Source organism: Bradyrhizobium sp. AUGA SZCCT0158 (assembly GCF_018130065.1).
Lineage (GTDB): Bacteria > Pseudomonadota > Alphaproteobacteria > Rhizobiales > Xanthobacteraceae > Bradyrhizobium.
Window position 1 is genome coordinate 59654 of record NZ_JAFCME010000015.1, and the last position, 25348, is coordinate 85001.

General features: G+C 63.1%; 29 protein-coding genes, 2 pseudogenes and 1 riboswitch. Of the genes and pseudogenes, 21 read left to right on the top strand and 10 right to left on the bottom strand.

The window, feature by feature from the left end:
* Positions 1 to 86: 86 nt before the first annotated feature.
* From JQ574_RS21490 to JQ574_RS21500, 3 genes are all read right to left on the bottom strand, one after another.
* Positions 87 to 704, bottom strand: coding sequence for a hypothetical protein (locus tag JQ574_RS21490; RefSeq protein ID WP_212211659.1), 618 nt, complete (start codon positions 702 to 704; stop codon positions 87 to 89).
* A 121-nt stretch (positions 705 to 825) separates the two neighbouring features.
* Positions 826 to 1515, bottom strand: a complete 690-nt coding sequence (locus JQ574_RS21495) for a class I SAM-dependent methyltransferase (RefSeq protein ID WP_212211661.1) — start codon at positions 1513 to 1515, stop codon at positions 826 to 828.
* 37 nt (positions 1516 to 1552) lie between these two features.
* Positions 1553 to 2608, bottom strand: coding sequence for a glycosyltransferase family 1 protein (locus JQ574_RS21500; RefSeq protein WP_212211663.1), 1056 nt, complete (start codon positions 2606 to 2608; stop codon positions 1553 to 1555).
* Positions 2609 to 2743: 135 nt separating this feature from the next.
* Between JQ574_RS21500 and JQ574_RS21505 the strand changes: the two genes are divergently transcribed.
* From JQ574_RS21505 to JQ574_RS21530, 6 genes are all read left to right on the top strand, one after another.
* On the top strand, positions 2744 to 4144 hold the full coding sequence (locus JQ574_RS21505; protein ID WP_212211665.1) for a TAXI family TRAP transporter solute-binding subunit: 1401 nt from the start codon (positions 2744 to 2746) through the stop codon (positions 4142 to 4144).
* A gap of 227 nt (positions 4145 to 4371) precedes the next feature.
* Positions 4372 to 5055, top strand: coding sequence for a L,D-transpeptidase (locus JQ574_RS21510; RefSeq protein WP_212211667.1), 684 nt, complete (start codon positions 4372 to 4374; stop codon positions 5053 to 5055).
* A gap of 227 nt (positions 5056 to 5282) precedes the next feature.
* Entirely contained in the window at positions 5283 to 6260 is a 978-nt protein-coding gene (locus tag JQ574_RS21515) for a tripartite tricarboxylate transporter substrate binding protein (RefSeq protein ID WP_212211669.1), read from the top strand.
* Positions 6261 to 6593: 333 nt separating this feature from the next.
* Entirely contained in the window at positions 6594 to 6959 is a 366-nt protein-coding gene (locus JQ574_RS21520; RefSeq protein WP_249119512.1) for a GYD domain-containing protein, read from the top strand.
* A 419-nt stretch (positions 6960 to 7378) separates the two neighbouring features.
* Complete coding sequence (locus JQ574_RS21525; RefSeq protein ID WP_212211671.1) at positions 7379 to 9016, top strand: amidohydrolase family protein; 1638 nt, start codon at positions 7379 to 7381, stop codon at positions 9014 to 9016.
* A 215-nt stretch (positions 9017 to 9231) separates the two neighbouring features.
* Positions 9232 to 10800, top strand: a complete 1569-nt coding sequence (locus JQ574_RS21530) for a DUF4403 family protein (RefSeq protein WP_212211673.1) — start codon at positions 9232 to 9234, stop codon at positions 10798 to 10800.
* A 164-nt stretch (positions 10801 to 10964) separates the two neighbouring features.
* On the opposite strand, the gene JQ574_RS21535 is transcribed toward JQ574_RS21530, so the two are convergent.
* The 4 genes from JQ574_RS21535 to JQ574_RS21550 form a co-directional block, all read right to left on the bottom strand.
* Positions 10965 to 11177, bottom strand: coding sequence for a dodecin family protein (locus JQ574_RS21535; RefSeq protein ID WP_212211674.1), 213 nt, complete (start codon positions 11175 to 11177; stop codon positions 10965 to 10967).
* A gap of 286 nt (positions 11178 to 11463) precedes the next feature.
* Positions 11464 to 12021: a PRC-barrel domain-containing protein gene (locus JQ574_RS21540; RefSeq protein ID WP_212211681.1), complete on the bottom strand. Its 558-nt coding sequence runs from the start codon at positions 12019 to 12021 to the stop codon at positions 11464 to 11466.
* Positions 12022 to 12169: 148 nt separating this feature from the next.
* On the bottom strand, positions 12170 to 12547 hold the full coding sequence (locus JQ574_RS21545; RefSeq protein ID WP_212033827.1) for a PRC-barrel domain-containing protein: 378 nt from the start codon (positions 12545 to 12547) through the stop codon (positions 12170 to 12172).
* Positions 12548 to 12688: 141 nt separating this feature from the next.
* The gene (locus tag JQ574_RS21550) at positions 12689 to 12976 is read right to left on the bottom strand and encodes a hypothetical protein (RefSeq protein ID WP_212211713.1); all 288 of its coding nucleotides are present in this window, start codon (positions 12974 to 12976) and stop codon (positions 12689 to 12691) included.
* Between JQ574_RS21550 and JQ574_RS21555 the strand changes: the two are divergent.
* Positions 12948 to 13716, top strand: a pseudogene (locus JQ574_RS21555) (ATP-binding protein); the annotation flags it as partial. The gene JQ574_RS21550 and the pseudogene JQ574_RS21555 overlap by 29 nt on opposite strands.
* Positions 13717 to 13734: 18 nt before the next feature.
* On the opposite strand, the gene JQ574_RS35730 reads toward JQ574_RS21555, so the two are convergent.
* A complete protein-coding gene (locus JQ574_RS35730; protein WP_312014678.1) occupies positions 13735 to 14166 on the bottom strand; it encodes a hypothetical protein in 432 nt (143 codons plus the stop codon).
* 22 nt (positions 14167 to 14188) lie between these two features.
* Here JQ574_RS35730 and JQ574_RS35215 point away from each other — a divergent pair.
* The 7 genes and pseudogenes from JQ574_RS35215 to JQ574_RS21595 form a co-directional block, all read left to right on the top strand.
* Positions 14189 to 14611, top strand: a pseudogene (locus JQ574_RS35215) (transglycosylase SLT domain-containing protein); the annotation flags it as partial.
* 278 nt (positions 14612 to 14889) lie between these two features.
* Positions 14890 to 15028: riboswitch (TPP riboswitch) on the top strand.
* On the top strand, positions 15016 to 16029 hold the full coding sequence (locus JQ574_RS21570) for an FAD-dependent oxidoreductase (protein ID WP_212275960.1): 1014 nt from the start codon (positions 15016 to 15018) through the stop codon (positions 16027 to 16029). It overlaps the preceding riboswitch by 13 nt.
* Positions 16020 to 16217, top strand: a complete 198-nt coding sequence (gene thiS, locus JQ574_RS21575) for a sulfur carrier protein ThiS (protein WP_212211688.1) — start codon at positions 16020 to 16022, stop codon at positions 16215 to 16217. The genes JQ574_RS21570 and thiS overlap by 10 nt, the downstream gene beginning before the upstream one ends.
* Before the next feature lie 148 nt (positions 16218 to 16365).
* Complete coding sequence (locus JQ574_RS21580) at positions 16366 to 17148, top strand: thiazole synthase (RefSeq protein ID WP_212211691.1); 783 nt, start codon at positions 16366 to 16368, stop codon at positions 17146 to 17148.
* The gene (locus JQ574_RS21585) at positions 17135 to 17743 is read left to right on the top strand and encodes a thiamine phosphate synthase (RefSeq protein ID WP_212211693.1); all 609 of its coding nucleotides are present in this window, start codon (positions 17135 to 17137) and stop codon (positions 17741 to 17743) included. The genes JQ574_RS21580 and JQ574_RS21585 overlap by 14 nt, the downstream gene beginning before the upstream one ends.
* Before the next feature lie 138 nt (positions 17744 to 17881).
* The gene (gene thiC / locus JQ574_RS21590) at positions 17882 to 19798 is read left to right on the top strand and encodes a phosphomethylpyrimidine synthase ThiC (RefSeq protein WP_212211695.1); all 1917 of its coding nucleotides are present in this window, start codon (positions 17882 to 17884) and stop codon (positions 19796 to 19798) included.
* 25 nt (positions 19799 to 19823) lie between these two features.
* Entirely contained in the window at positions 19824 to 20222 is a 399-nt protein-coding gene (locus JQ574_RS21595; RefSeq protein WP_212211697.1) for a hypothetical protein, read from the top strand.
* 146 nt (positions 20223 to 20368) lie between these two features.
* On the opposite strand, the gene JQ574_RS21600 is transcribed toward JQ574_RS21595, so the two are convergent.
* Positions 20369 to 20593, bottom strand: coding sequence for a DUF6429 family protein (locus JQ574_RS21600; protein ID WP_212211699.1), 225 nt, complete (start codon positions 20591 to 20593; stop codon positions 20369 to 20371).
* Between the two features lie 134 nt (positions 20594 to 20727).
* Between JQ574_RS21600 and JQ574_RS21605 the strand changes: the two genes are divergently transcribed.
* The 5 genes from JQ574_RS21605 to JQ574_RS21625 all read left to right on the top strand — a co-directional run bounded on the left by JQ574_RS21605 (position 20728) and on the right by JQ574_RS21625 (position 23797).
* Positions 20728 to 21126, top strand: coding sequence for a hypothetical protein (locus JQ574_RS21605; protein WP_249119513.1), 399 nt, complete (start codon positions 20728 to 20730; stop codon positions 21124 to 21126).
* Complete coding sequence (locus JQ574_RS21610; protein ID WP_212211701.1) at positions 21123 to 21407, top strand: type II toxin-antitoxin system RelE/ParE family toxin; 285 nt, start codon at positions 21123 to 21125, stop codon at positions 21405 to 21407. The genes JQ574_RS21605 and JQ574_RS21610 overlap by 4 nt, the downstream gene beginning before the upstream one ends.
* 142 nt (positions 21408 to 21549) lie before the next feature.
* Entirely contained in the window at positions 21550 to 21807 is a 258-nt protein-coding gene (locus JQ574_RS21615; protein ID WP_212211703.1) for a helix-turn-helix domain-containing protein, read from the top strand.
* 900 nt (positions 21808 to 22707) lie between these two features.
* Positions 22708 to 23094, top strand: coding sequence for a RidA family protein (locus tag JQ574_RS21620; RefSeq protein ID WP_212206591.1), 387 nt, complete (start codon positions 22708 to 22710; stop codon positions 23092 to 23094).
* A 4-nt stretch (positions 23095 to 23098) separates the two neighbouring features.
* A complete protein-coding gene (locus JQ574_RS21625; RefSeq protein ID WP_212206589.1) occupies positions 23099 to 23797 on the top strand; it encodes a glutathione S-transferase family protein in 699 nt (232 codons plus the stop codon).
* A gap of 88 nt (positions 23798 to 23885) precedes the next feature.
* Here the strand turns inward: JQ574_RS21625 and JQ574_RS21630 are convergent, their stop codons facing one another.
* The gene (locus tag JQ574_RS21630; RefSeq protein ID WP_212206586.1) at positions 23886 to 24335 is read right to left on the bottom strand and encodes a hypothetical protein; all 450 of its coding nucleotides are present in this window, start codon (positions 24333 to 24335) and stop codon (positions 23886 to 23888) included.
* Between the two features lie 282 nt (positions 24336 to 24617).
* Between JQ574_RS21630 and JQ574_RS21635 the strand changes: the two genes are divergently transcribed.
* Both JQ574_RS21635 and JQ574_RS21640 read left to right on the top strand, forming a co-directional pair.
* On the top strand, positions 24618 to 24872 hold the full coding sequence (locus JQ574_RS21635) for a hypothetical protein (protein ID WP_212206583.1): 255 nt from the start codon (positions 24618 to 24620) through the stop codon (positions 24870 to 24872).
* Positions 24873 to 25047: 175 nt separating this feature from the next.
* Positions 25048 to 25299, top strand: coding sequence for a hypothetical protein (locus JQ574_RS21640; protein ID WP_212206579.1), 252 nt, complete (start codon positions 25048 to 25050; stop codon positions 25297 to 25299).
* Positions 25300 to 25348 lie beyond the last annotated feature (49 nt).

Below are 25348 nucleotides of genomic sequence, written 5' to 3' on the forward strand. Positions count from 1 at the left end.
GCAATGACGATCTCATAACTGGTGCTTAAGACGTGGATGCCCGGGACAAGCCCGGGCATGACGCATTTCGTGACAGGTCAAATCGATCAGGCGTGCTTGACGTGCTTCTCGAGGCCCGGGTCGATCAGCTCGCCCTTCATCAGGGCGATCGGCGCCTTGTAGTAGAGCTTGAGGTCGCTGAACGGGTCGGTCACGATCTTGGTCATCCAGACGAGGCCGGTCTCGACGTCGCGGATGAAGAACAGATGGATGGTGCGGAACAAGAGCCCGCCGATACCGATCGCCAGCCAGATCTTGGCGACCTGGCGCATGAAGTCCGCCGACGTCTCCCACGGCGCGAACATGCCGAGCAGGGTCGGATCGAGATACAGCACCGCCGGCGACAGCGCCCAGATCACCATCAGCACGACCTTGCGCTGCAGATTGTAGCCGACCTTGATCTCTTCCTTGTGCTCGTGGGTGGCGTGGTTGACGTGGTCATACCCTTTGGGCTCGAAGAAGAAATGCCCGGCCTGGCGTGACGTCATCGACACCAGCCAGCCGACCAGCGCCGACACCACGGGATCGATGAAGAGCATGACATAGGCGAACAGGAAGCTCGCCGCGCTGACGAAGTGCAGCGACTGGTTGATGCGGCTGTGGTGATAGTAGCGATGGTCGTCCCAGCGCTGGGTTCGCAGTTCCTGCATGAAGTTCTTGATCATGGTCTCCCCCAAAATTCTTTCGGGTTAAGGATTAACGGGATTCGATGTCCGGCGTATGACATCATCTAAATGTCATATGAAGTTTCGCGGCGCAGCGTTGACACAGCGCCGCCGCGGCGCGCTACGCTGCCTTCGCGACGTCGACTTTCCGGAAACGCACCAGCGAGAAGTGACCGAGCGGCGGCACCAGGCGGCGCTCCGCCAGCTCCATGCCGCGCGCGCCGGCCAGCCACTGCGCGTAGCGCGACCAGGCGAACTCGGCGGTGCGGAAACCGAGCGGGCGAACCACCGGCTGCAGGCGCTGCTCGATGAAGCGGCGCATGCCGGCGTCGGCGCTGACGCGGGTCAGGATGATAAGTTCGCCGCCCGGGCGCAGCACGCGGGCGAATTCGTCGAGCGCCGCTTCAGGGTTCGGAACCGCCGTGACGACATACTGCGCCATCACGACGTCAAAGGAGTTGTCGGGGAATTCGAGTTTCTCGGCGTCCATGACAGCCAGACCCTCGACGTTCTTCAGCTTGAGCTCGTCGACGCGCTTCTTGGCCTTCTGCAACATCGCCTCCGAAATGTCGGTGCCGAAGATGCGTATGTGGGCTGCGTATTGCGGCAGCGAGATGCCGGTGCCGACACCAACCTCGAGCACGCGGCCGCCGATCTTGTTGGTGGCCTGAATCGCCGCCTTGCGGCCCTTGCTGAACACGCCGCCGAACACGAGGTCGTATACCGGCGCCCAGCGGTCGTAGGCCTGCTCGACCGTCTCGCGGTCGAAGTCCAACGCCCTGGTGCCGTCAAGCTTGATGATGTCTGCCATGGTCTGCCTTCTCGTCTCTCTTCAGAAGTAGATTGAACTAACCCTGTACGGCGCTGGTGCCGGGGATGCGGCGCGCCGGCAGCGTGGCGCGGCTGGGCTGCAGCGCGGCCAGATTGCCGATGAATTGCCGGGCGCTGTTTTCCCAGGAGCGCCCGAGCGCAAAGTTCCGGCAGGCCTCGCGCGACATCGTCAGCGCGCGCAGACAGGCGCTGCGCAGATTCCAGTCCAGCGCGCCGATCGGATGATCGGCGATGACGTCCAAAGGCCCGGTGACCGGAAACGCCGCAACCGGCGTGCCACAGGCCAGCGCTTCCAGCTGCACCACGCCGAACGTGTCGGTGAGGCTCGGAAACACAAAGACATCGGCGGCGGCGAGATGCGACCTCAGATCCTCGCCCTTCTTCTCGCCGAGGAAGACGGCGTGCGGATATCTCTGCGCGAGCTGCGCCCGCTGCGGCCCGTCGCCGACCACGACTTTCGTTCCCGGCAGGTCGAGCGAGAGAAACGCTTCGAGATTCTTTTCGACCGCAACGCGGCCCATGGTCATGAAGATCGGCCGCGGCAGGTCGATCGTGGCCGGGCTTTCAGGCGAGAACAGATCGGTGTCGACGCCGCGGGTCCAGAAACCAAGCTTGCGAAAACCGCGCTCGCTGAGCTCCTGCCGCAATGAGGCGGTCGCGACCATCGTGGTCGACGCCGCCGCATGAAAATGCCGCAACAAAGCGTAGCCGACGCTGGCCGGGATCATGGTGCGGACCGCGACATATTCCGGGAAGCGCGTGGTGTAGGACGTGGTGAACGCGAGCTTGTGACGGCGGCAATAGCCGCGCACCGCCCAACCGATCGGGCCTTCGGTCGCGATATGGATAGCCTCGGGCGCCGCCGCCTCGATCCGGCGCGCGATCTCGCGGCGGTTCGGCAGCGCGATGCGCAAGCCAGGATAGGTGGGGACGCCGACGGACGGAAATCCGTCCGGGGTCAGGAAGCTGATCTCGGCGTCAAGCTTGGACGCACTGCGCGCCAGCGAGGTTAACGTCCGGACCACACCATTCACCTGCGGATGCCAGGCGTCGGTTGCTATCAATACCCGCATGTCGGGACCCCGGGGTTATCCATGATTCTCACTTCCCGACGTTGGTTCATGGATATTTCAAGCGTATGACGTCATCGATCTGTAAGGATGTTTTTCCGGTCGTCCCGGCGCTTTTTCGTGTAACGTGACAGTACGATGTCAAACCCGAACGCAAATTCCGCTCCCTCCCGCCCGCGCCGGAAGCGAAAGAACAACTCGCTGCTGGTGCTCGCCGCCGGAATTTTCATTTTCGGCGCCGCCGCCGCCACGCTTTATTATCTGTTGCAGCCGGTCACCTTGCGGATCGCGGTTGGCCCTCCCGGCAGCGACGATCAGAAACTGATCCAGCTGATGGCGCAGACCTTCGCGCGCGACCACGGCGCCGTTCGGTTGTCGCTCGTTTCGACCCCGGGCGCGGTCGAGAGCATCGCGCTGTTCAACACCGGCAAGGCCGACCTTGCGGTGGCGCGCGGCGATCTGAACCTGCCGGCCAACGCCGAGTCGGTCGCCATCCTGCGCAAGAACGTCGTCGTGCTGTGGGCGCCGTCAGGCATCGCGCCGAAGGGCTCGAAGAAAACACCGGTAGCCAAGATCAAGAGCCTCGAGGAGCTCGCCGGACATCGCGTCGGCGTGGTCGGACGAACCGAGGCCAACGTCAAGCTGCTGCGCACGATCCTGACCGAGGGCGGTATTAAGGTCGACAAGGTGACGATCAGCCAGTTCGGCGTCAATCAGCTCGCGGAGATGGCACGCGACCAGACCGTCGACGCGTACATGACGGTCGGCCCGCTCAACAGCAAGATCACCGTCGACGCGATCAACGCCACCGTAGCGGTCCGCGGCGAACCGAAATTTCTCCCGATCGAGGTGTCGGAAGCGATTTCGAAGAAGCACCCGGTCTATGAAGCCGAAGAAATTCCCGGCAGCATCTTCGCTTCATCGCCGGCGCGCCCCGAAGACAAGATCGATACCGTCAGCGTCAACCATTTGATCATCGCGCCGAAGTTGCTGTCCGACACCGCGGTCGGCGCGCTCGCCCGCCAGATCTTTACCCACCGCCAGCAGCTCGCGCGCGAATTGCCGATCGCAAGCCAGATCGAGAAGCCGGACACCGACAAGGACGCCGCCTTGCCCGCGCACACCGGCGCCGCCGCCTATATCGACGGCAACGAGCGGACGTTCCTCGAACGAAACAGCGACTACCTCTGGTTCGCGGTCATGGTGCTCTCAGGCATCGGCTCGGCATGGGCCTGGCTGCAGCATTACTGGAAGCGGGACGAACGCGAGCAATATTCCGAGCATCGCGACAATCTGCTCGACCTGATTTCGAAGGCGCGCACCGCCGAAACGCCGGAAGAATTGTTCGAGATGCAGGGCACCGCGGATGCGCTGTTGCGCGAGGCGCTCGACTGTCATGAGGACGGTGCGATCGAGGACGGGGAATTAGCCGCCATCGGGCTGGCGCTCGAACAATTCCACCATGCGGTGACCGACCGCCGCGCCACGATCGGCACGGCCGAGCCCGACATGCAGCGGCTGCGGGCGCTGCAGAGCTAAGCAAGAACGGCAGCCTTTTCTCTATTTTTTTAATGCTTTGCGCACGAACCGCGCCCCCGCTGCCGTCCCCAAGCCCTGCGACGAAGCCGTCCTGAAACAATTCCCTAACGCGACGAAACCATTTTGGCGGCATTGTGCAAATGTCCTGAAACGGTTGGCCTGTACTGGTTTGCCTCAACGACGCGCTGGAACTGGCGCGACAGGGCGCAAACTGAAGGGGACGACCGATGCTCAATTCATTCAAACTGAATACCCGCCTCGCCGCCGCCGCTTTCGGCGCCATCGCGATCGGCGCGACCGCATTTTCCGCACCCGCCGCCGCAGCCCCGCTGCCGCTGTTTCCCTTCTTCATGGCGCCCCCGGTCGAAGCCGCTCCGCCGCCGGTCGCGGTTGCTCCCTCGCAGGACGAAGAGCGCTTCGAGCTGCCCGCCCGCCTGCGCCGCCAGGTCGTGAACTACAACACCCGCGAAGCTCCGGGCACCATCATCATCGACACCCCCAATACCTATCTCTATCTGGTGATGGGCAACGGCCAGGCGATGCGCTACGGCATCGGCATCGGCCGCGACGGCTTCACCTGGTCCGGCACGCAGACGATCACCAAGAAGGCGGAATGGCCGGCATGGACCCCGCCCCCGGAAATGATCGCCCGCCAGCCCTACCTGCCGCGCCACATGACCGGTGGCCCGGGTAACCCGCTCGGCGCCCGCGCGATGTATCTCGGCGGCACCATCTATCGCATCCACGGCACCAATGCTCCCGAGACGATCGGCACCCGCGTTTCCTCAGGTTGCCTGCGCCTCACCAATGAAGACGTCAGCGACCTCTATTCGCGCGTCAGCGTCGGCACCAAGGTGATCGTGCTGCCGATGACGGATCGCCGCGCCGACCTCGGTCGCGCCATCCGCTAAAACTCAAACTTCGAAATCCAAAACGGCTCCGGCATTCGTCGGGGCCGTTTTTGCGTTGCGCAGTTCGCTGCTGCCGGCACCATTCCCCAAAACATCTTCGCGCACGGCCGAAGTGCGTTATGTTGCTTAGAACTCGGCAATCAAGAGCAACGACGCCGTCGGCCGGCACAATGTGCTCGGCGGTCAAAAAGGCGGAACAACGCCGCCGTCGATTGCAGGGAGGATTCATGAAGCTTCAGCGCCGTCGATTTTTGAATCTGGCAGCGGGTGCTGCCGCGTTCCCGGCCGCTTCGCGGATAGCGCGGGCGCAGACCTATCCGTCTCGGCCGGTTCGGATCATCGCCGGGTTCGCTGCCGGCGGCATCGTTGACATCCTGGCGCGCATCATTGGCCAGGCCTTGTCGGAGCGCCTCGGGCAACAATTCATCGTTGAGAACCGTCTGGGCGCCGGCAGCAACATCGCCACCGAAGCGGTGGTTCGCGCGTCACCCGATGGCCACACGCTGCTCCTGATCAGCGTCGGGAATGCAATCAGCCCGGCGCTTTACGGCAATCTCAGTTTCAATTTCATCCGCGACATCTCGCCGGTCGCGGCCATCATGCGTGTTCCGAATGTCATGGAGGTAACTCCATCACTCCCGGTCGAGACCGTTCCTGAGCTTATTGCCTATGCCAAGGCCAATCCCGGCAGCATCAGCTACGGCTCGGCCGGCATCGGAACCTCCGTCCATGTCTGCGCCGAGTTGTTCAAGCAAATGACCGGCGTCGACATGGTGCATGTGCCGTATCGCGGCATGCCGGGCGTGCTGACCGACCTGCTGAGTGGCCGAATACAGGTCGCCTTCGATAACGTCTCCAATTCGATCGAACACATCAGGGCTGGCCGACTGCGGGCATTGGCGGTCACAACCGCAACACGCTGGCATGGCTTGCCTGACATCCCGACGGTAGGCGACAGCGTGCCGGGCTTCGAGGCGAGTGCGTTTTTCGGCGTTGGCGCCCCGAAGGACACGCCAGCCGAAATTGTTGGCCTGCTCAACAAGGAAATCAACGCGATCCTCGCAAGCCCTGTGGCAAGGGCGCGGCTTACCGATCTCGGCGGCGCGATGCTTTCAGGCTCGTCTGCCGACTTCGGCACGTTCATCGCCGATGAAACCGAGAAGTGGGGCAAGGTGATCCGCACGGCAAACATCAAGGCGGAATGACTCAGTCGGCACTTCGCCAGCGATTCCATAAGCTCCATATGGCTTCAGCGCGTTGGCGATTTTCACCGCGTGCTTCTTCCTGCGCCGGACCGATCCTTCGACGCTAGAGGGATCGTCGGCTCCGCTTTATGATTAAGCCGAACGGTCTCGGCCCAAGCGCTCTTCCGCATGACGCGCGATTGATGTAGGTTAACCGGCAGCCGCAAGCGGGCAGTGCCGAAGGCCCGTTGGAGTGCTAGCGGTATTTTGCCCACGGCGGGCTTGCAATGTTCATCTCACGTTTTGGGGGGCCGATCCGTTTTCAATGGAGTCGGCAGGGAGGCGTGCGCCTCGTTGATCAAACACACCCAACAGGAGGACATCATGCATTTTTGTATGACGGCACAATATACGCCTCAAGCTCTCAACAAGATTTTGGAAAATCCCAAGACCAATCGCCAGGAAGCGGCGAAAAAGCTGATCGAAGCAGCTGGTGGCAAATTGCTTTCGATGTACAGCACCGCGGCCGATGGACCCGGCGTTCTGGTAATCTTCGATGTACCTGACCCCAATGCAGCACCGGCCATTTCGGGCACGGTGGTGGCATCCGGAGCCATCCACAATGTAACCCTGACTCGGTTGTGGACGCAGGATGAAATCATGCTGGTTCGCCAGAAGGCGGTCCAGCTTCGTGGCTCATACACACCGCCCGGCGGCTAGTCCGAAAGGTGGAGTGAGCCCAACGGGCGTGCGCAAAGCGCGGCCCGTTGGGCGCCGCTCGTAACTCTATCCTGCGCCCGACGAACAATCGTCGTCCGCGATCGATGTGCGGGGATTTTGGTGCAGATGATCGCGCGGAGTCTTCGCGGAGCCTTGGCTGACCCTTGGCGAAAGCCGGACGCCAGCGAGCCGCCACCCAATCCAGCCTCACGGACAGGATCAACCTCAGCATTGCTGAGGCCTTCGTCAACGACGGCTCGCTGACTTCGAGTGAATCTACACACCCGTCGCCACCAGCGCAAATCCTCGTGCCAGGTCCGGCATGTCCAATGTGAATTTTGCATTGGATCGGTCAGATCGCGCCAACTAGTATCCCGCCGGACATCACGAACAATTCCCAAGACTTGGCGGCAACGACGATGACGCTCCTCGCCGCGCTGTTCCAGGACGCCGTCCGCCTGCGGAGATTGCCAATGAAATGCACGCCTGCCCTGCTTGCCGCCGTGTGCGCCGGATTCATCGCGAACGCCGGCGCAGCCGTCGCACAGACTGCCGATCTCGCCATCCGGGGTGGCACCATCTACACCGGTGGCGACGAAGCCCCGCTTGTCGGCGACATCGCGGTCACCGCGGACAAGATCGTCTATGTCGGCCCTTCCGCCGGCGCACCTGCCGCAACAGCGAACATCGCCGGGCAGGGCATGATCGTGGCGCCCGGATTCATTGACGTTCATACCCACCCGGAGAGCTTCATCCGCTCGCCCGATGCGGCCAAGCGCCTGAACGCGCCGTGGCAGATGCAGGGTGTCTCGACCATCTTCATCGGCGTCGACGGCAGGGGCGATCCGGCGGTGGCCGCCGATCACGCCCGGCTGGAAGCGGAGAAGATCGGCACCAACATCGCCAGCTATGTCGGGTTCGGCGCGGTGCGCGAGGCGGTGCTCGGCCATAATGCCCGCGCGCCCACCCCACCGGAACTGGAGCGCATGAAGGAACTCGTCGCCAAGGGCATGTGCGAGGGGGCGATCGGGCTTTCCGCCGGGCTGTTCTACGCCCCGCAGAGTTTCGCCAAGACTGACGAGGTGGTGGCCCTGGCCAGGGAGGCCGCCCGGCGCGGCGGCATCTATGACACCCATCAGCGCGACGAGAGCTCCTACTCCATCGGCCTGATGAACTCGGCCAGGGAGGTTTTGCAGATCGGCCGCGAAGCCGAGATCCCAGTCCACTTCGCGCATCTGAAAGCGCTCGGCGTCGATCTGCAGGGACAGGTGCCGGATGTGATCCGGTTGATCGAGGCGGCGAGAGCGACCGGCCAGCGGGTGACGGCCGACCAGTATCCATGGCTGGCGTCGAGCACCAGCCTCGACGCTGCGCTCGTGCCGCGCTGGGCGGTCGACGGTGGCTATCCGGCCATGATCCAGCGCTTCGATGATCCGGCGGCGATGGTCAGGATACGCGTTGAGATGATCGAGAACCTGCGACGCCGCGGCGGCGCCGAATCTATCCTGCTGACCAGCGTTGAGCGGCCATGGACTGGCAAGCGGCTTTCGGAGATGGCGGAAACATGGAAGGTCGAACCGGTCGACGCCGCGGTGCGGATTCTCCGCGCCAATGTCAAGGATTCGATCGCCTCGTTCAACATGATCGACAGCGACGTCGACCTCGTCATGAAGCAGCCGTGGGTGGTCACCGGTTCTGACGGCACCGATGGCCATCCCCGCCAATATGCGACCTTTCCGCAAAAATATGCGGTCTATGTCCAGGAGAGGCACGTCATCGACCTGAAGACGTTCATCCGCCAGTCCACCGGCCTGTCGGCCGACATTTTCAAGCTCGACCGGCGCGGTTATTTGAGGCCCGGCTATTTTGCCGACGTCGTGGTGTTCGACCCTGCCCGCTACGCCCCCAGGGCGGACTATGTGCGCCCTCGCGAACTGAGCGTCGGCGTGCAGGCACTATTGGTCAATGGGGCGGCCTCCGTTCTGGACGGCAAACTGACCGCCGTAGCTGCCGGCCGCGCGCTCAAGCACACGCCGCCAGCTGGAACCTGCCCTTGAGAACCGACGGTGCCGCGGGCTGGCCGAACAGCAACGGGCTCGCCAGGCGCCGGCGTTAACGCATCCGACGACCGGCCTGATCCCGCTCTGGCGCCGCCCGCCCCGTCCCTGTAAAATTCCCGCCGGAGCCGGTCGGGCTCCAGCCTTGTTTTTGACGCGTTTTCTTCGCGCGAAGCGGTCCGAAAATGCCAGGGCTCAATCGGTCCGGGGGGACGATGCGTCTGCCGATGCATTCCAAAACGATCCTGATCGGGGCCGCAGTGATCGCGGTTTCGTTTCTGATCAGCCTGAAAGCTATGGATTGGCTGGCGCCGCGCGGCACGGTCAAGCCGCCGGCGCTTGTCGAATTGCCGCCACTCGCTCCCGCCCCGCGCAGCTCCACCGTGATGGCGCCGATCGCGGTCGCGTTGACGGCGATCCGCGACGCCGCCGATCGGGCTTCGCCGCGCGCCTTCAACGGCAAGGCCGAAAATCCCATCTCGCAGATCCTGCAGAACGCCGATATCGGCTGGACCGCCTCGCGCGGACCGATCGCCGCGACCGGCGCGCAGGACGCGCTGACGCTGACGACGCCGCTGACCGGGATGCTCAACGTCACCGGTTCGCTGTCGGCAAAGGCAACGGGGGCGGTCGGCGACGCGCTCGGCGGCCTGCTCGGCGGCAACGTCGCCAAACAGATCGGCAGCGTGAACATCAAGAACCTCAACGCGTCAGCCGAGATCAAGGGCAATGTCGTCATCACCGCGCGGCCCAAGATCGCCGCCGCCTGGCGCATCGAGCCCAATCTCGCCGCCCAGGTGAATCTGGGCGACACCAGCGTGACGATGGCCGGTGCCCGCATCAACGTGCCGGCCCAGGTCAAGCCGCTGATCGACAAGACGGTCGCCGATCAGATCAATCTGGTGCAGGCGCGGATGCGTAACGATCCCACGTTTGAAAACAACGCGAAGGTGCAATGGGCCAAGGCCTGCCGCTCGATCCCGCTGCAGGGCACCGGCGCCAGCTCATCGCTGCCGGCGCTGTGGCTGGAGCTGCGGCCGACACGGGCCATCGCAGCCCAACCGCGCGTCGACGCGCAGGCGCTGATACTGACGCTCGGCATCGAGGCGGAGACCCGCATCACCCCGGTCGAGACCAAGCCCAGTTGCCCGTTTCCCGCGACCATCTCGATCGTGCCGCCGACGCCGGGCCGGGTCGCGATCGGCGTCCCCGTCGACATGCCCTTCACCGACATCAACAAGATCATCGAGGCGCAGTTCGCCGGAAAGACCTTTCCCGAGGACGGCTCGGGTTCAGTCGACGTCACCGTGAAGCGCGCCACGGTGGCGGCATCCGGCAATCGCCTGCTGATTTCGCTGTTGGTGAACGCCAAGGAGAAGAAGAGTTTCTTCGGCTTCGGCGGCGAGGCCAATGTGCATATCTGGGGCAAGCCGGTGCTCGATCAGGCACAGCAGACCCTGCGGCTGACCGATGTCGAGCTCGCGGTCGAGTCGGAAGCAGCGTTCGGCCTGCTCGGTGCCGCCGCGCGCGCGGCGATGCCACATCTGCAGAAGGCGCTGGCGGACAAGGCCACCGTCGACCTCAAGCCCTTCGCCAGCAATGCGCAGAAAAAGATCGCCGCCGTGATCGCGGACTTCCAGAAGAACGAGGACGGCATTCGCGTCTCTGCCGAGATCACCAAGCTGCGGCTGGCCGACATCGCCTTCGATTCAAAAACGCTGCGCGTGATCGCGGAAGCCGAAGGCGCCATCAATGTGTTTGTGACCGCACTGCCGGGATTGTGAGCGCCGTCGATATTAGAAGTCGTCATGCCCGGGCTTGTCCCGGGCATCCACGTCTAGACTTCCGTCAAGCAAGAAAGACGTGGATGGCCGGGCATAGGCTAGCGGAAGCGACGCCGTCCTTCGGACGGCTATGCCCGGCCATGACGGTGGTGGGTACGCGTATATCACCCTTCAAATTTGAACGAGACTTTCACCTTGGCGCGGTAGGCTTCGACCTTGCCTTTGGCGTCCAGTTGCAGATCGAGCTGCACGATTTCGGCGACGCGAAGATCGCGCAAGGATTTTCCGGCCCTCGCCACAGCCGCGGACGCGGCCTTTTCCCAGGAGTCCTTGCTGGTACCGATCAGCTCAATCACCTTGTAGACGCTCTCAGCCATGTCGTCCTCCCGTTGATGTTACAGGCAGGACTTAAAGGTGCTCCTGCCGCGCCTCAGCCTAACATCGGGATTCGGGGCCTGATAGGATGCGGTGCAGCATTCTGTCGTCATTGCGAGCCAACGGGTCGCGCGAATGCGCGCCCGATGACAGGCTCCGCGAAGCAATCCATGCCGCGGCGCAAAGAAGGAATGGATTGCTTCGTGGAGCTCGCAATGACGAAAAACAAAAACGCGCCCGCTGACCGGGCGCGTTTCCGTTAGTTAGTCGAGACTTAAAGTCGCGAGCTTAGTTGGTCGAGTACTTGAACTCGCTCATCGCCTTCAGCTCATCCTTGGTCGCGCTGAGCACGGCGTGATCCGGATACCAGGGATTCGACTTAGCCGCAGGCGCCGTGGCCGCACCCGTGGTCGTGGTCGATCCCGGCCGTGCGCCGCCGCTGGCGGGCGCGTTTGCGGCGCCGGTATAGGCGACGGGCTCCATCACGAATTTGACCTTGTCGAGCGGCACCGCAACCAGATGCTCGCCGACGCCGAGGAAGCCGCCAACGCCGATCACCACGGCCTTGATGTCACCGCTCTTGTCGGTGAGCAGGTCGTTGATCGAGCCGAGGCTTTCATTCTTGTCGTTGTACACGTTCAAGCCGACCATCTTCGAGGCGCGCCAGGTGCCCTGGAACGACGAAGACATGTCAGACGCCGTCGCAGGCGCTGGCGCCTTGCTTGTTTCAGCGGCAGGCGCTGGGGCCTTGCTCGGTTCAGCGGGAGTCGTCGGTGCCTGTGCGAACGCGACCGATGCAAGCAACGCAGAACCGGCCAGGCCGGCGATGGTATATTTGGCTAACATATCGGTTCTCCTCAGTTTCGAAATCGATGCCGAGAAAACCCGCCACATGAGCAAGTGTTCCAATGTTTCGAGAATGGAACACAGGCGCGACTTGATATTTTGCCCGTTTTCTTAACGCGAACCGCTCCCCGCTTCGCTTGAAAACGCTCTAGAATCCGCCCCAGTAAGGCGGCATGCCGTAGTAGCGATGCAGTTCCGCTTCCTGCGCGCGATCGCCCCAATCGAAATCCTTGTCGGCGCGGAACGACGGCGCACGCTTCAACTCTTCATCGTCGATGTCGAGTTCGTAGGCTTCGAATTTGGTATTGTAGCTCAGCCGGCCCCAGGGCAACGGAAGCAGGTTGGTGCCCATGCCGAGGAACCCGCCGAAGCTCAACACGGCGTAAGATACTTTGCCGGAGATCTTGTCGATCATCAGCCGTTCGATATGGCCGATCATGTCGCCGTTCGGTCGTCGCACCGCGGTGCCTTCGACACGATCGCTCGCGATCAACTGATGCGGCTTGGTCATGACGTCGATTGCCATCGGACCCTCCACACATGAATCAAGAGTCTAACGCTCCAGCCGGTGGCCAGTTCCCGCACCGCAAAATGAGACAGCCTCCCTTCCCTTTCGGCAAGGATGGCTGCGAAGGATGGCTACATCGCTCGCTGCGCAGAAAAGACGTCAGCTCCGGTAGTCGATCAGCAACGCCGAGAACGACCCACCGGTGCTCGATGTGCCCGAACTGCCGGTCGCGCTGTAGCTCGTGGATGACGACGCCGACAGTGATTCCTGCAGCGTCTGCAAAAACTGCTTGAGGATGTCGTCGAGCGAAGTGGTGCTCGAAGAAGTGTCGTCACTCGAGGACGCACCGTCCGCGGGCGGCGGACCGCCGGGAGGCGGCCCAACGGCGCCGCCGGGGCCACCCGGTCCGCCAGGACCCGCAAAGGCCGCCGAAAGCTTCAGCCTCAACGGCGCGGCGGCGCCGCTGCCCGAGCGTGGGCCGGAGGAAATCCGCGCGGTCGCACGGGCGCTGAACCGGATGCGCGCGCATCACCGGCCTGATCGACGACCGCACCAAAATGCTCGCCGCCATCAGCCACGATCTGCGTACGCCGATCACACGAATGCGGCTGCGCTCCGAATTCATCGAGGACGAAACCCATCGCAGCCGCATGCTCGACGATCTCGACCAGATGCGCGTGATGCTGGAATCGGTGCTGTCGTTCCTGCGCAACGACCGCAGGCTTGAATCGATGACGCTGGCCGACGTCGCCAGCACGCTGCAGCTGATCACCGATCAATTCGGCGACATGGGTCGCAAGGTCGTTTACGACGGCCCCGCGCATGCGATGGCGACGGTGCGGCCGGACGATCTGCACCGCAGCGTCACCAACCTCGTGGAAAATGCCGTGCGGTTCGGCGCCGAGGCCGTCATCCGTCTTCGCGTGTCTGATGACCGGATCACCATCGACGTCGAAGACGACGGCCCCGGCATTTTGGACGCGCAGAAGCTGAACGTGCTGGAGCCGTTCGTGTGCGGCGACGACGCCCGCAACATGGATGAAGCCGCGGGCTTCGGCCTCGGCCTTTCCATCGCCAACGCCATCGTGCTCGCGCATGGCGGCGCGCTGTCACTGCACGACCGGCAGCCGCATGGGCTGGTGGTGCGGATACAATTGCCGGTTCATCAGCAGAGCATTGCTGCGTAGATCGGGTTTTGTTGTTACTCAGGCCGCCAGTGAATCCGGATGCGATTCCTCGTAGATCGCGACCGCCTCGAACTGATAGTCGCAGACGCGGCAATACCACAGGAAGGACGTACGGCCCGCGTTGCTTTCGATCCAGTCGGGTCTCGAGATCGGCGTTCCGCATTGGGCACAGGGATTCTCACGGGGCAAATAGCTGGAATCCAGTCGAGCCATGGCGCATCTCCCCTCGCTGATATTTTTGTTTTGTATTTGAAATAGACAGGTCTGCTGTCGAAACTGAACAAGCTGTCGCGAGGTTTTAAACCTTCCTCGAATCATTTGCACGACATTCATGCTCGGACGAATCGCCGCAATCCTGTTCGAACCAATCGCCGCAATGGCGTCGAATTTTTCCTCTATTGCCCGTCGATCCACCGCAATAATCGTGTTACGCAAATCGTTAACGCGCAAGTTGCGCTCCCGAGATTTTTTTATGAAAGCTTTGCTGAACTTGGCCGCGTTCTCCGTCGTGGCAACTTTTTTGGTTGCGCCACCAGCTGCAGCGCAACAGCGCGCGCAATATGAAAGCCTGGTCGCCGCCCATGCCCGCGCCAACAATGTGCCGGAAGCGCTGGTGCACCGCGTGATCGTTCGCGAAAGCAGATATCATCCGGATCTGGTCGGACGCGGCGGCACGATCGGGCTGATGCAGATCAAGCTTCCGACCGCGCGCGGCCTTGGCTACGCCGGCGACGCGGCGGGCCTGCGCGATCCCGACACCAATCTCACCTATGGCGTGAAATATCTCGCCGGCGCCTGGCGCGCCGCCAACAGCGATCATGCCCGCGCCATGCGTTTATACGCCAGCGGCTATTATTACGTTGCAAAGCGCCAGCGGCTGGAACGGCTGAACCAGCCGGGACCGGTGCTGGCGAGCGCCCCGCCAAGGGACATCACGCCGGCCAGGGACGCCCCGGTGGAGGCGAAGGAAGCAGCTATTGAGCCGAAAGAAGCTTTGAAACCGGCCGAGGTGGTCGAAAAGCCGAAAGCAGCAGCGACGCTCGTCCCGATCCCGAAGAAGCGTCCGAAGAAACTCGCCGAGGCGAAGCCGCAGGTTCCGCAACCGCCAGACGCCTTATCAGGTGCAAACGCCGCCAAGCCGCGTTGACACGCCCCCACATCGGCTTACATTAGACCTGTTCCGAGGGGGGCTCCGACGAGGAGCTGAGATACCGCAAGCTTGGACCTGCCAAATGGCACGGTTTGGGACCGCGGTGACCCTTTGAACCTGATCCGGGTCATGCCGGCGAAGGGACAGGGATGTTTCAGGGTTTCAAGCCGCGGGGGGATTCCCCTGTATCTATTATCGGCGCCGGCATTGCCGGCGCATGGCAGGCGTTGCTGTTCGCAGAGGCCGGCCACGCCGTCACTCTGTACGAGCGCAGTGACGCCGCGATGACGCTGTCCACCAGCCATTGGGCCGGCGGCATGCTCGCGCCCTGGTGCGAAGCCGAGGCGTCGGAACCGGTGATCGGCCGGCTCGGCATCCGCTCGCTCGACCTCTGGCGCAAGCATTTTCCCAAAACTCCGTTCAACGGATCGCTGGTCGTGGCGCATCCGCGCGACCGTGCCGATTTCGAACGTTTTGCCAAGCTCACGTCAGGCCATGTCAGGCTGGACGCGCTAGCCTTGCGCGAACTCGAACCGTCGCTGGAGGGCCGTTTTCGCGACGGGCTGTTTTACGCCGATGAGGGTCATGTCGAGCCGCGGCGCGTGCTGCCGGAACTGCACGCGCGCATCGCCGCGGCCGGCGGCCAGATCAAGTTTGACCATGACGCCAGCGCGGACGATCTCGACGGCATCGTGATCGATTGCCGTGGCCTGGCCGCGCGCGACACGCAGCCGGAGCTGCGCGGCGTCAAGGGCGAGATGATCATCGTCGAGACGTCGGAAGTGGAACTGGCGCGCCCGGTCCGGCTGATCCATCCGCGCTGGCCGCTCTATGTGATCCCGCGCGGCGACGGCAGGTTCATGCTGGGCGCGACCTCGATCGAGGCCGAGGACACCGGCGTCAGCGTGCGCTCGGCACTGGAATTGCTCGGCGCTGCCTATGCGGTGCATCCGGCTTTCGCCGAAGCCCGCATCGTCGAATTCGGCTCAGGGCTGCGCCCGGCCTATCCCGACAATCTGCCGCGGATCGCAATCAACAACGACAAGATCGCCGTCAACGGGCTCTATCGCCACGGCTTTCTGCTGGCCCCCGCGCTGGCCGAGCTGACGCTCGCTTATCTGCAGCGCGGCGTGATCGACAATGAGGTGATGCAATGCGTGTGACCATCAACGGCGAGGCGCGCGAGATCACCGCCTCGCGCATCGACGCGCTGCTCAGCGAGCTCGAATACGAAGGCACGCATTTCGCGATCGCGCTGAATTACGACGTGCTGCCGAAAAGCCGCTGGGCCGAGACGATGCTGAAAGCCGGCGACGAGATCGAGATCATCACGCCACGGCAGGGAGGGTGAGGATGGTGGTTCGTCAAACTCCGCTGTCATCGCCCGGCTTGACCGGGCGACCCAGTACGCCGCGGCTTCTCGATTCAACACCACGGCCTCTGGAATACTGGATCCCCGCCTTCGCGGGGATGACAGCCTGTATGCTGGGATACCGACCATGCTGAACTTCTACGGCAAAACCTTCACCTCACGCCTGCTGATCGGCAGCGCGCTGTATCCCTCGCCGGCGATCATGCAAGGCGCGATCCGCGCCTCCGGCGCCAATATCGTCACCGTGTCGCTGCGGCGCGAATCCGCCGGCGGCAAGACCGGGGATGCGTTCTGGTCGCTGATCCGCGAGCTCGACGTGTCGGTGCTGCCGAACACCGCCGGCTGCCGCAGCGTCAAGGAAGCGGTGACCACGGCCAAGCTGGCGCGCGAATTGTTCGGCACGCCCTGGATCAAGCTGGAAGTGATCGCCGACAACGACACGCTGCAGCCCGACGTGGTTGGCCTCGTCGAGGCCGCCGGCATCCTGATCAAGGACGGCTTTGAAGTATTTCCCTACTGCACCGAAGACCTCGGGGTTGCGATGCGATTGGTCGACGCCGGCTGCAAGGTCGTGATGCCATGGGCCGCGCCGATTGGAAGTGCAAAAGGCATCACCAACCGCGACGCCCTAAAACTGCTGCGCGACCGGCTGCCTGACATCACGCTGGTGGTGGATGCCGGCCTCGGCGCGCCGTCGCACGCCGCCCACGCCCTCGAGCTCGGCTACGACGCGGTGCTGCTCAACACCGCAATCGCAAAAGCCGCCGATCCCGTCGCGATGGCGAATGCGTTTCGCCTCGGCGTCGAGGCTGGACGTACCGCTTACGAGGCCGGGCTGATGGAAGCCCGCGATTTCGCCTCCCCTTCAACCCCTGTCATCGGGACACCGTTCTGGCATGCCGTATCCTGATAAATTCTATCCTGTCGTCGACAGCGTCAAATGGGTGGCCCGGCTGACCGCGCTTGGCGTCGGCACCATCCAGCTGCGCGCCAAGGACCTGAACGACTCCGAGGCGCTGCAGATCGTCAGCGACGCGCTCGCGGTGACCAAGGGCACGTCCACAAAACTCGTGGTCAATGATTACTGGCGCGCGGCGATCGTCGCGGGCGCAGAGCATCTGCATCTCGGCCAGGAAGATCTTGCCGACGCCGATCTCGACGAAATCCGCAAGGCAAAGCTGACGCTCGGTATCTCCACCCACGACGACGAAGAACTGGCGACCGCGCTCCGCGCAGCGCCGGATTACATCGCGCTCGGGCCGATCTTCCCGACCACGCTGAAATCGATGCGCTTCGCGCCGCAGGGCATTCCGAAAATCACCGAATGGAAAAAGCGCATCGGCGACATCCCGCTGGTCGCAATCGGCGGCATCAAGTTCGAGCAATCAGCCGAGATCTTTGCGGCCGGCGCCGACTCGATCGCGGTGGTCTCAGACGTCACCCAGAACACCGACCCCGACGCGCGGGTGCGGCAATGGCTCGGCCAGGATGCGAAGGCCGCGTGATGAATTCACTAAACCATCGACGTCATTGCGAGGAGCGCAGCGACGAAGCAATCCATCTCTCCGCTTGCCGCACCATGGATTGCTTCGCTGCGCTCGCAATGACGAAAAACACCAATCAGAAATTCAACGGAGGATAACATGAACATCCGCTCCAACCCCGACACCACCCTGCCCGCCGTCACCACCGGTCCCCTTCCCGCCTCGCGAAAAATCTGGGTCACCCCCGATGAAGCCGCCGATGTCCGCGTTCCCCTGCGCGAGATCATTTTGAGCGAAGGCGCCGGCGAGCCTAACCTGCCGGTCTACGACACCTCCGGTCCCTACACCGATCCTGACGTCACCATCGACGTCAACGCCGGCCTGAAGCGCGCGCGCATCGAGTGGGTGAAGGAGCGCGGCGGCGTCGAGGAGTATGAAGGCCGCGACATCAAGCCGGAAGACAATGGCAATGTCGGCGCCTCGCATGCCGCAAAGGCCTTCACCGCGCACCACAAGCCGCTGCGCGGGCTTGACGGCCACATGATCACGCAGCTCGAATTCGCCCGCGCCGGCATCATCACCAAGGAGATGATCTACGTCGCGACCCGCGAAAACCTCGGCCGCAAGGTGCAGCTCGAGCGCGCGGAAGCCGCCATCGCCGACGGCGAAAGCTTTGGCGCCGCGGTGCCGGCGTTCGTGACGCCGGAATTCGTCCGCAGCGAGATCGCGCGCGGCCGCGCCATCATCCCCTGCAACATCAACCATGCCGAACTCGAGCCGATGATCATCGGCCGCAACTTTCTGACCAAGATCAACGCCAACATCGGCAACTCCGCGGTGACCTCCTCGGTCGAGGAGGAAGTCGACAAGATGGTGTGGGCGATCCGCTGGGGCGCCGACACCGTGATGGACCTCTCGACGGGCCGCAACATCCACACCACGCGGGAATGGATTCTGCGCAACGCCCCGATCCCGATCGGCACCGTTCCCATTTATCAGGCGCTGGAGAAGTGCGACGGCGATCCCGTCAAGCTGACCTGGGAGCTCTACAAGGACACGCTGATCGAGCAGTGCGAACAGGGCGTCGACTATTTCACGATCCACGCCGGCGTGCGCCTGCCCTACATCCACCTCACCGCCAACCGCGTCACCGGCATCGTGTCGCGCGGCGGCTCGATCATGGCGAAGTGGTGTCTCGCGCATCACAAGGAAAGTTTCCTCTACACCCATTTCGAAGAGATCTGCGATCTCATGCGCAAGTATGACGTCTCGTTCTCGCTCGGCGATGGCCTGCGTCCCGGCTCGATCGCCGACGCCAACGACCGCGCGCAGTTTGCCGAACTGGAGACGCTCGGCGAGCTGACGCAGATCGCCTGGAAGAAGGGTTGCCAGGTCATGATCGAAGGCCCCGGCCACGTGCCGCTGCACAAGATCAAGATCAACATGGACAAGCAGCTCAAGGAGTGCGGCGAGGCGCCGTTCTACACGCTCGGGCCGCTGACCACGGACATCGCACCGGGCTACGACCACATCACCTCAGGCATCGGCGCCGCCATGATCGGCTGGTTCGGCTGCGCGATGCTCTGCTACGTGACGCCGAAGGAGCATCTCGGCTTGCCCAACCGCGACGACGTCAAGGTCGGCGTCATCACCTACAAGATCGCCGCCCACGCCAGCGATCTCGGCAAGGGTCATCCCGCAGCCCAGCTGCGCGACGACGCCCTCTCCCGCGCCCGCTTCGACTTCCGCTGGGAGGACCAGTTCAACCTCGGCCTCGACCCCGAAACCGCCCGCGCCTATCACGACGAAACGCTGCCCAAGGAAGCCCACAAGGTCGCCCATTTCTGCTCGATGTGCGGCCCAAAGTTCTGCTCGATGAAAATCACGCAGGACGTCCGCGACTACGCCGCCACGCTGAACGACCCCGACAAGCGCGCGGTCGCCGGCAGCGTCGGCATGTCGATGTCAGGCGTGATCGAGGATGGCATGGCGACGATGAGCCAGAAGTTCAAGGAAATGGGCGGACAGGTTTATCTGGACGCGGAGAAGGTGAAGGAGAGCAATCGGGTGTTGTGAGGTACGCGCACTCACCTGGACCGCAATGACGAACGATCTGACCGGCGTCTGGGACGGCACTTATATTCAGCCGTCCGTTGGAATGGTCACGTTTCTGACGACGCTCATCGATTCCGGTGGCGCGCTCGGAGGAAGCGTGACCGAACCGTGCATGACATCAGGCTGCCCGGTGAGCACTCACAACGCCTCGATCGCTGGTCAACGCTCCGGCACCATGGTGTCGTTCGTCAAGACGTACGAACCGCCGGGCTACGGCTATGACAAGGTCTTCTATGAAGGCGCGGTCAATGCCGACGCCACGGAAATCAGCGGCCGCTGGCGCTTGCCGGCCGCCACGCTCTCGGGGACATTTTTGATGGTCCGCTCGACCAGGACGGCGGAAACGGTTGCAACCGAAGAACGGACCAAGGAGCCGGTGCGCTAGCGGACGCGGCTTGTAGGATGGGTTGAGCCCTTGCGAAACCCATCGGATGTCGCGATCGCCTCGATGGGTTTCGCTTCCACCTTTGCCGGGTTGAGCCTCGGCGGACGCGGTCGCTCGACCCATCCTACGAGTTGCAATCACCGCCCCTACCTCTTGAACATCTCCTCAAACAGCGCCTTGGCCCGCTCCAATCCTTCCTGCGTGAAGACCACCGACTTCACCTTCCCCACGGGATCGTGGATCATGCCCTTGTCGTGCAGACGGCCAAGCACGCCCCAATCCATCCCCTTCCAGGCCCTGTTGTCGTCGTGGAGCGTCAGATAGAGCAGCGCCAGCGCTGTGTCGTCGAGTTTGTCGGTGTCGAGGGCCATCGCGAACCTCCCTGCTGCTGGCCGGTTGCGGCTATCGTATTCGGGATCGCGCCGCGCGCAACCTGCAACCAGACTGGTCGCTCGTAGGATGGGTTGAGCCCTTGCGAAACCCATCCGATGTCGCGATTGCCTCGATGGGTTTCGCTTCCACCTTTGCCGGGTTGACCTTCAGCGGACGCGGTCGCGCTACCCATCCTACGAGCCGACATCTCGACAATCCGCCCCTCCGCTATTATCCTTCCTGCATGAACATCATCCGCCGCACCCTGGATATCGACGCTGACACTGACGCTCGCTTGCGCGAGATGGCGAGCGAGCGCGGGCAGGAAGTCGCGGCCGTGCTCGCGGAAGCGGTGGCGCTGCTCGATTCCGTGGTCGATATCGCAGGTCCCGACATCGCGGAGGACCGCCGGCGGCTCGATGCGTTCAATCGGACCCGCGCTGCCGTGCCGCTCGACGACGTGAAGGATTGGGTGGCAAGCTGGGGTTCGGCGGACGAGCTGCCTCGCCCCGCGCCGCGCAAGATCGGATGATCCTGCTTGCGCCCGACGCCGTTGAAGACGTCGAGCGATTGCGAAGCTTTCTCGACCAGAATAATCCCGGCGCCGCGCAACGCGCACTGGCATCGATCTGGACCGCGATCAACCGACTGCAGGAATTTCCTGACCTCGGCATGGCGACCGGGGACGCCGACATCCGGCAGATCGTGGTCCGGTTTGGTGCGTCCGGCTACATCGTGCGCTATGCCGCTCTCCCCGAGACCAAGGACATCCTCATCACCCGGATATGGCACGGCCGCGAGGCACGGACCTGATTTCGCACGACCGCACGCAGACCTTCCCCGTTAGTATTTCGTTAACCATTTCCGCCCACCTTCCCCTCAGCGGCTTGGGGGCCGTTGATTCCTGATGCTTCTGCTCCGTGTTTGGGGGCTAGCGTTGATCGGGAGGTGTTGTATGTCCCAGGATTCTTTCTCCGACGCGCCAGTGTTTTCGTCGCCGGATTCGCAAAGCCTTGCGCCCCATGAAATTGTTCCGATGCTGATCGGCTCCACCGTCGAAGCGGTCGAGCGCGAGCTGGTGGTGCAGACGCTGGTTCGGTGCGACGGCAATCGCACCCGCGCCGCGCGCGTGCTCGGCCTTTCCGTGCGCACGCTGCGCAACAAGATCCGCCAGTACACCACCGACGGGCTTGACGTTCCCGGGCCGGAGTAGACGGAAAGTGTAGGGCGGATTGGAGCGAAGCGTAATCCGCCGCCTTCGGAGTCAACCAAGGCGGCGGATTTACGCCTTCGGCTCCAATCCGGCCTACCGACTGCGTCGCCTCGCGCGCAAGAGCAATCTTGCGATCCGCGTGCTTTGAAAGAGCGTATCATCACCCTTGAGCCAAGTGCGTCGTCCCGCTGGCAAGTAAAATTTCCCGCTTGGACTGCGACAAATCAACCCGACGGGCAAATCAGTTCTGATTTACGGAAAACGTGTCAAGCCCCGAAATAAAAAATATTTCTGTTTACCAGAAGAAAAATCATGTGCATATGTTTGCCCATCCCGTCCCACTCAGAGGGCGTCGGCCGTCGTCACGGACGTTGGACGGGTTGCGGTGGACGCTGATGTCGCGAAGACGTAACGCGACAGAGGCGTACGGCGAAGACGCGTGGTCCTGGCGCCCGTTGCTGGCGTCAAGTTCCTGTGAGGCCAAAAGCTGATCAGGGGCGACGGAGTCAATCAAGAACTCGTCTCCGGGGAGAGCGCGATATAAGCCGTAAAGCCATTGCGCAGGGAATGTCGGATGTTCTCCGCTGCCCTGTATGCTCGTGTGCACTTTGTTTTGTGCAAACCGCACACGAGACCGCGGGTGCAGCGCGCATCCGGCATTCCCTGCGCCCTCTGTTTTGAGAGGGTGGAAGTTCAAGAGCAAACCTCGGGCGCGATGCGTCGCGAGATCGCGAGGGTGTGTTCAGTGCACTGTGCAACAACAACTACGGACGTCGTCCCGGCTCAAGGCCGGGACGACGTAGCGTAACCCGGATCCACCGAGCGACATCCGGGGCTGGCAGAAATCCCGCATGTCGCTATGCTCATGCGGGCTGCAATTCACATCAATCGAGGCGCCCCATGCCCATCCAGCACTTTCTTCCTCCCGCCGGCATCAAGTCGCCGCCGCTGTCGTTTGCCACCCGCGTCGGCGATCTGCTGTTCATCTCGGGGATTCCCGGCTTCGACGACAAAGGCGCGCTGCCCGACGGCTTCGAGGCGCAATTCGGCAACGTCGTGATCAACATCAAGCGTATCCTCGTTGAGGCCAACGCGACGTTTCGCGATCTGGTCAAGGTCAACGTGCTGCTGACGCGCGCGTCCGACGTCGCCACCATGAACAAGCTCTATGCGGAAGCGTTCGGGCCGGCGCCCTATCCGGCGCGCACCACCTGCGTGGTGGTGGCGTTGCCGAACCCGCAGATGCTGATCGAGATCGAGGGCGTGGCGTCGCTGGCGAAACGGTGAGGCGATGCTGACGCTTTACTCCTATCCGGAACTGTTCGGCGTCGCCGACAATAATGGCTATGGGCTGAAAGTGTTCGCCTTCCTCAAGCTCGCGGGCGTGCCGTTCGTCCATCAGCATCTGTTCGATGCCTCGGCGGCGCCGCGCGCGCAGCTGCCTTACATCGTCGATGACGGCGAGACGATCGGCGACAGTGAGACCATCATTGCGCATCTGGTGCGAAAATATCATCTCATCATCGATGCTGCACTGACGCCGGCGCAGCGCATGACCGATCATCTGGTCACGCGCATGCTCGACGATCTCTATTGGGTGATGTCGTATTCGCGCTGGAAGGACGATCGGTATTTCCCCGCGTTCCGCGACGGCTTCATGGCGCAGCATGCGCAGATCGACGCGGCCGGGCTGAACAAGGCGCGGGACTACAACGCGCAGCGCTATTATTTCCAGGGCATTGGCCGCTACACGCCCGACCAGGCCTACGCACGCGGGCTGGCTGACTTACAGGTGCTGGCCGATCTGATTCCGGCGGATGGATATGTGCATGGGGTGACGCCGACCAGCGTCGATGCCGGCATCTACGGCTTCATCGCCAATATCCACTTCTTCCCGATCCCGACGCCGCTGAAGGCGTTCGTGTCGGATCATCCCAATCTCGTGCGCCATTGCGAGGCGATCCACGCGATGGTGAGCAAGAAATCGTAGGGTGGGTCAGCGAAGCGTAACCCACCGATGTCTCACCGCGTGCAAAGATGGTGGGTTACGGCTTCGCCTAACCCACCCTACGCACCATCTATCTCAACGTGATCGCGAGACCGCTCAAATCCGCATTCGCCATCAGCCCAATCTGCTGGCCGGCGAGCTCCAGCACCGCGCCCTTCTGGTTGGTCAGCACGATCGCGCGCGCGCCGCGGCCGATGGCAAGGCCCGCGCCCGCCGCGCCATAGACGCCGGCGACGTCGGACGGGCGATAGATGTTGCTGACGCGGCCGCGCAGCACCGTCTTCGAGCCGCCGAACACCAGGCCGTAATCCAGCCCGCCGGTGGAGAGCGCGTAGCGCCGGCCGCGAAAAGTCAATGTGCCGCTGCCGCCGGAGCCGCCGATGACCCATCCGGCCTTGTAGATCGTCATCGCGATGGTGCCCTCATCGGCACGGGCGACGGAGGACAGCGCGGCGCCGGCGAAAGCGATCAGCGCGACGAGCGCGACGAGCGCGACACGAATGGCGGATGACTTCTTCATGCAGTGTTTCCTTGAGCGTGGAGAGCGAGCGCCGCGACGGTGAATCAGATCGCGGTTCGCCGATTGTAACCGATTGACGGGATCGACAAAGCCTATTCGCGCCGCGCGATTTGCAGGGTTCCACCGCGCTTCAGGCTCGGCCATTTCCGCACCGCGGCTTTGAACCAATCGGGCACTCGCGGGACATAATTCATGACCGGGACATGACGTCTCGGGCGCCTCCCCGATCGGATTTCATTGCCTGGGAGAGCAGCAAACCCCCTGATATCCAGGAGACCCTCGATGCGCCGCCTTTGCCTCTTCGCCGCCACCGCCGCTGTTGCCGTCACCGCGCTTGCCGCCATGAGCCCCGCCGAGGCCTCCTTCCACCTGATCCGCTGGCAGGATTCGGGCTTCTGCCAGATCTGGGACCAGAACATCCCGACCGCGCCGTATCCGGGCAACTACACCGTCGTCGTCGGCAGCGAAGTGCCGACCTTCGGCGATGCGCTGGTGCTGAAGGACGGCCTGCTGCACAACGGCACCTGCTCGTTCTGAGCGCACGTTAACGCTTCGATCAAGGCCGGCCCCACCGGCCTTTTTCGCGGCTAGAAAATTGAACCAATCACGCTTTCGCCACACTCAATGAATGCCCGGATCCCCATCGGGCGCCGTCCCTGCCAGCACGCATTGCGGGGGCCGGCCGACATTTCCCAACAGGAGACCTTTGCCCATGCTTCGAGTTACCGCTCTCAGTGCCGCTGCCGCTATTGCACTGTCCGCTTTTGCCGCGACCGCTCCTGCCGAAGCCGCGTTTCATTTGATCCGCTGGGAAGGCACCGGCGCCTGCCAGATCTGGGACGAAAGCATTCCGGGCAAGCCGATCCCCTCGAACTACAAGACCGTCAGCAAGCCGGTCCCGACCTTCGCCGCCGCGCTCGCAATGAAGGACGGCATGCTCAAGAAGGGCGCCTGCAATATCTAAGACCTTGCATCGGCGGTGGGTTACGGCTTCGCCTAACCCACCCTACGAT